The organism is Dactylosporangium sp. NPDC005572 (assembly GCF_040605515.1).
Lineage (GTDB): Bacteria > Actinomycetota > Actinomycetes > Mycobacteriales > Micromonosporaceae > Dactylosporangium.
Genome location: NZ_JBEXCY010000226.1, coordinates 13289 through 18173, shown reverse-complemented (window position 1 = coordinate 18173; position 4885 = coordinate 13289). Strand labels below are relative to the sequence as shown.

General features: G+C 71.0%; 5 protein-coding genes. All 5 read left to right on the top strand.

The window, feature by feature from the left end; translation table 11 throughout:
* The first annotated feature begins 203 nt into the window (after window positions 1–203).
* A complete protein-coding gene (locus tag ABZS66_RS52170; RefSeq protein WP_354770772.1) occupies window positions 204–1169 on the top strand; it encodes an ABC transporter permease in 966 nt (321 codons plus the stop codon).
* Window positions 1166–2089 carry an ABC transporter permease gene (locus ABZS66_RS52165; protein WP_354770770.1) on the top strand — a complete coding sequence of 308 codons (924 nt, stop codon included), beginning with the start codon at window positions 1166–1168 and terminating at the stop codon, window positions 2087–2089. The genes ABZS66_RS52170 and ABZS66_RS52165 overlap by 4 nt, the downstream gene beginning before the upstream one ends.
* Complete coding sequence (locus ABZS66_RS52160; protein ID WP_354770768.1) at window positions 2086–3204, top strand: ABC transporter ATP-binding protein; 1119 nt, start codon at window positions 2086–2088, stop codon at window positions 3202–3204. The genes ABZS66_RS52165 and ABZS66_RS52160 overlap by 4 nt, the downstream gene beginning before the upstream one ends.
* Window positions 3204–4235: an oligopeptide/dipeptide ABC transporter ATP-binding protein gene (locus tag ABZS66_RS52155; protein ID WP_354770766.1), complete on the top strand. Its 1032-nt coding sequence runs from the start codon at window positions 3204–3206 to the stop codon at window positions 4233–4235. Before ABZS66_RS52160 ends, ABZS66_RS52155 begins: the two co-directional genes overlap by 1 nt.
* Window positions 4236–4293: 58 nt before the next feature.
* Window positions 4294–4885, top strand: a 592-nt coding sequence (locus ABZS66_RS52150) for an alpha/beta hydrolase (RefSeq protein WP_354770764.1), incomplete at its 3' end; no start/stop codon positions are given.

Sequence of the window (4885 nt, the reverse complement as noted above, 5' to 3'; positions counted from 1 at the left end):
TACACTCTTTCCTACCCTTCTCTCTTTATATCTATCATGTCCATCTCGGTGGCGGTTACTACCTGGGGCGCGGGCTTCTTCTGCCTTTAGGCGTGGCGGGCTAGCTGACGACCCGCGGCCGGCCGCGGACGCCCGTGACGGTGTCCGCGGCCCCGCCGGAGCCCAATCCGGAGCCCAATCCGAAGCCGAGGGACGGGAACAAGATGAAGGCACGCGCGTTGCGGGGCCGGGCCGCTTCGGTCGGCCGGTTCCTCCTGCTGTTGTTCATGGTCACCGTGGCAGTCTTCCTGCTGCTCGAGATGATTCCGGGCAGCCCGGTCGACGCGATCCTGCCGCAGGACGCCACGCCCGAGCAGATCGCCGAGGCCCGCGAACGCTACGGGCTGGACGACCCGGTCTGGCAGCGGTACCTCACCTGGATCGGCGGCGTGCTGCAGGGCGACTTCGGCCGTTCGTTCCAGACCGGGCTCAGCGTCTCGGAGACGATCGCCGAACGCGCCCCGGTGTCCCTGGAGATCGCACTGCTGTCGATGATCGTCGCGCTCGCCGTCAGCGTGCCGGTCGGCGTGTGGTCGGCCTACCGCCCGGGCGGGCTGCTGGACCGGGTCTCGACGTTCGTCATCTCGGCCACCCTGGCCACGCCCGCGTTCGTGCTGGGGATCGTGCTGGTGTACGTGTTCGGGGTCCAGCTCGACCTGCTGCCGATCCTGGGCTGGACGCCGTTCTCGGAGAGCCCCGCCGAGCACTTCGAGCGGCTCGTACTACCGGTGCTGACCCTGGCCGCCGGCGAGTGCGTGCTGTTCACCCGGCTGCTCAAGGGCGACATGATGGCCACGCTGCAGCAGGACCACGTCCTGTCCGCCCGGGCGCGCGGCCTGCCCACCTGGCGGATCCTCGTGCGGCACGCGCTGCGGCAGTCCTCGTTCTCGCTGGTGACCGTGTCGGGCGTGGTCATCGGCCGGCTCATCGGCGGGACCGTGCTGGTGGAGGCGATCTTCTCGCTGCCCGGCATGGGGACGCTGGTCATCAACGCCATCCTGTCCCGCGACTACATCGTCGTGCAGGCCGTGGTCCTGCTGACCGCCCTGATCTACCTGCTCATGAACACCCTCGTCGATCTGACCTACCCGTTGCTCGACCCGCGGGTGAGGAAGGTGAGGACCGCATGACCCATCTCATCCAGCAGCGCCCCGGCTCAGGAGGCTCCGGCAGCTCGCCGGGCACCGCGCAGCCGGCGGCCCCCACGGCCGCCGCCCCGGCCGCGGCCACGCCGCGCCGCCGGCGCCGCGACTTCGGCGCCGCCTTCGGAGCGGCCTGGATCGCCGTGGTCGTCCTGGCCGCTGTCACCGCCGATCTGCTGCCACTACCCGACCCGAACGAGGTCACCAACGCCTTCAGCGCCATGCCCGGCACCGCCGGGCACCTGCTCGGCACCGACTCGATCGGCCGCGACGTGCTGTCGCGGATCGTCCACGGTGCCCGGATCTCCATGGCGGTGGCGATCGGCGCCACCGGCATCGCCCTCGTCATCGGGGTCACCCTGGGCATGCTGGCCGGCTACTTCCGGGGCGCCACCGACTCGGCGATCGGGCTGTTCGTCAACTTCACGCTGGCGTTCCCGCCGCTGATCTTCCTCATCGCGATGGTGACGGCACTGCAGCCCGGCCTGGCGACGCTCGTCGTGGCACTGGCGCTGCTGGGCGTGCCCAACTTCGCCCGCGTGGCGAGGGCCAACACGATCGCGTTCGCCGACCGCGAGTTCGTCACGGCGGCCAAGGCGCTCGGCGCGCGGCCGCTGCGCATCCTGACCCGGGAGCTGCTCGTCAACGTCATGCTGCCGATCATGTCGCTCGCGCTGGTCGTGATGGCGACGCTGGTGGTGGCCGAGGGCACGCTGAGCTTCCTCGGTGTCGGGGTCCCGCCACCGGCACCGAGCTGGGGCGGGATGCTGGCGGCGGGCCGGGAGTCGCTCAGCGACAACCCGCAGCTCGTGCTGGTCCCCGCGCTGTTCTTCTTCCTCACCGTCTTCGCATTCAACCGGCTCGGCGACTGGGCGCGGGGCCGCGTCGGCAGGGAGTCCTCACTATGAGCATCGGCGCGCAGCCAAGGGAGATCGTCGCGGACACCTCCGCCATGTCGCCGGGCCCCCTGCTGGAGGTGCAGAACCTGCGGGTCTGGTTCGACACACCGCGCGGGCTCGTGCGCGCGGTCGACGGGGTCGACCTGCGCCTGCGGCGCGGTGAGACGCTCGGCATCGTCGGCGAGTCGGGGTCGGGCAAGTCGGTGCTGTCCCGGGCGGTCATGAAGATCCTCGCACCGAACGCCCGGGTCCTGCCCGGCAGTCACATCCGGCTCAACGACGTGGACCTCGCGACCGTCAGCCGCAAGCAGAACAGGCACCTGTGGGGCGTGGACCTGGCGATGGTGTTCCAGGACCCGATGACCTCGCTGACGCCGGTGCTGACGGTCGGCCGGCAGCTGACCGAGACCCTGCGGTACCACCTGCACCTCGACCGCAAGGCGGCGCACCAGGAGGCGGTGCGGCTGCTGCGGCTCGTCGGCATCCCCGAGCCGGAGCAACGGTTCCACCAGTACCCGCACAACCTCTCCGGCGGGATGCGCCAGCGGGTCACGATCGCCCTGGCGATCTCGTGCTCGCCGAAGCTGCTCATCGCGGACGAGCCGACGACCGCGCTGGACGTGACCGTCCAGCACCAGATCCTCAACCTCATGCGGGACCTGCAGGAGAGGTCGCACATGTCGATGGTCCTCATCACGCACGATCTCGGCGTCGTGGCCGGGCGGACCGACGCAATCGCGGTGATGTACGCGGGCCGCGTCGTGGAGTACGCGCCGACGAAGCGGCTCTTCGCGAACATGCGCCACCCGTACACCCGCGCGCTGATCGACGCGATCCCGAAGGTGGCGCTGCCCAGCCACACCCGGCTCGCCTCCATCCCCGGTCGGCCCCCGGTCATCGTCGACCCGCCGCCGGGGTGCAGCTTCGCCCCGCGCTGCCCGTCGGCGCAGGAGCGGTGCCTGGCCGAGACACCGATCCTGGAGCCGGACCCGCACGAGCCCGGGCACACGTCGGCGTGCTTCTTCCCCCTCGGTACCCCGGACGGCGACGCGGCCCGCAAGCGCAACATCGCCGCGGGCGTCACCGCGGCCGGCACGCCGGTGGCGGCCGAGGTGGTGCTCTGATGGCCGGCAGCGGGACGGCGCACCTGCGCGACGCGGACGACGTGGTGCTCAGCGTCCGCAACCTCGTCGTGGAGTACAGCGGGCGGCGCGGCGAGAGGGTCTTCGCGGTGTCGGACGTGAGCCTCGACGCCCGCCGCGGCGAGACCGTCGGCCTGGTCGGGGAGTCCGGCTGCGGCAAGTCGAGCGTGGCCCGGGCCATCATGCAGCTGCCCGCGCCGACCTCGGGCTCGGTGCGGATGGACGGCGTGGAGCTCGCCGGGCTCAACGGCGCCGCGCTGCGGCGGCAGCGGCGCAAGCTTCAGATGATCTTCCAGGACCCGATCTCGTCGCTGAACCCGCTGCGCAAGGTCAAGGACATCATCGCCGAAGGCCTGCGGGTGCACGGCGGCGTGAGCCGGACCGACATCGCGGCCCGGACCCAGGACATGATCGAGCGGGTCGGGCTCGACCCCGCCACCGCGTCCGACCGCCGCCCGCACGAGTTCTCGGGCGGGCAGTGCCAGCGCATCTCCATCGCCCGCGCGATGATCCTCGACCCGGCGGTGCTCATCTGCGACGAGCCGGTCTCCGCCCTCGACGTCTCCGTCCAGGCCCAGATCATGAACCTGCTCGAGGAGATGAAGGAGCGGTACCGGCTCACGATGGTCTTCATCGCCCACGACCTGGCGGTGGTCAAGAACCTCAGCGACCGCATCGTCGTCATGTACCTCGGCAAGATCTGCGAGGTGGGCAGCTCGGACGAGCTGTTCGCGTCGCCGGCCCACCCGTACACCCGCGCGCTGGCCCAGTCGATCCCGGAGCCCGACCCGGAGGCGCCCGTTCAGGCGGCGGCGCTGTCGGGTGACCTGCCGTCGCCACTGAACCCGCCGAGCGGCTGCCGCTTCCGGACCCGCTGCCCGCTGGCGCAGGACATCTGCGCCCGCGAGGAGCCCGAGATCCGGCAGGTGCGCCCGGGCCGCTTCGCCGCCTGCCACTTCCCACTCGACGCCGACGCCGCGCAACCACAGCCGGTCGACGCCGCGGCGGTCTGACGCGTCGGACCCGAGATCTATCCAGCGAACCAAGCACGAGACGAGGAGGACGGACGACATGGCTGACTCAGAGGCCGAGGTCAACGGCGGGATCGTCGTGTACGAGCTGATCGGACCACCGGACGGCGAGGTCGTGGTGATCACGCCGGGCGGCCGGTTCGGCAAGGACTACGGCGGTGTGCACGAGCTGGCCGACGGGCTGGCCGCGGGCGGCAAGCGGGTGCTGCTGTGGGACCGGCCCAACTGTGGGCGCTCCGACATCCAGCTGTTCGGGCGGTCGGAGTCGCACATGCGGGCCGAGACGCTGGGCCTGCTGCTGGACGAGCTGGGCATCGACCGGGTCATCGCCGCCGGCGGCTCCGGCGGCGCCCGCGACATGATCGTGTTCACCATGATGTACCCAGAGAAGGTCCGCAAGCTCGCGACCTGGTCGATCGTCGGCGGCACCTACAGCACGATGAGCCTCGCCGGCGTGTACATCCTCAACGAGCTGCGGGTCGTCCGGTCCCAGGGCGTCGAGGGCATCATCAAGCTCGGTGGCGCCTCCGGTTTCGGCTGGGCCGGGCTGTGCGAGGCCAACCCGCGCAATGCCGACCGGTTGCGGGCGATCGGCGACGAGGAGTTCGAGCGGGTGATGACGCGCTGGCTGG

Excerpts from the sequence above, each read along its gene's own strand:
- ABZS66_RS52170 (WP_354770772.1), top strand. The coding sequence starts at position 204 with ATGAAGGCACGCGCGTTGCGGGGCCGGGCCGCTTCGGTCGGCCGGTTC.
- ABZS66_RS52165 (WP_354770770.1), top strand. The coding sequence starts at position 1,166 with ATGACCCATCTCATCCAGCAGCGCCCCGGCTCAGGAGGCTCCGGCAGC.
- ABZS66_RS52160 (WP_354770768.1), top strand. The coding sequence starts at position 2,086 with ATGAGCATCGGCGCGCAGCCAAGGGAGATCGTCGCGGACACCTCCGCC.
- ABZS66_RS52155 (WP_354770766.1), top strand. The coding sequence starts at position 3,204 with ATGGCCGGCAGCGGGACGGCGCACCTGCGCGACGCGGACGACGTGGTG.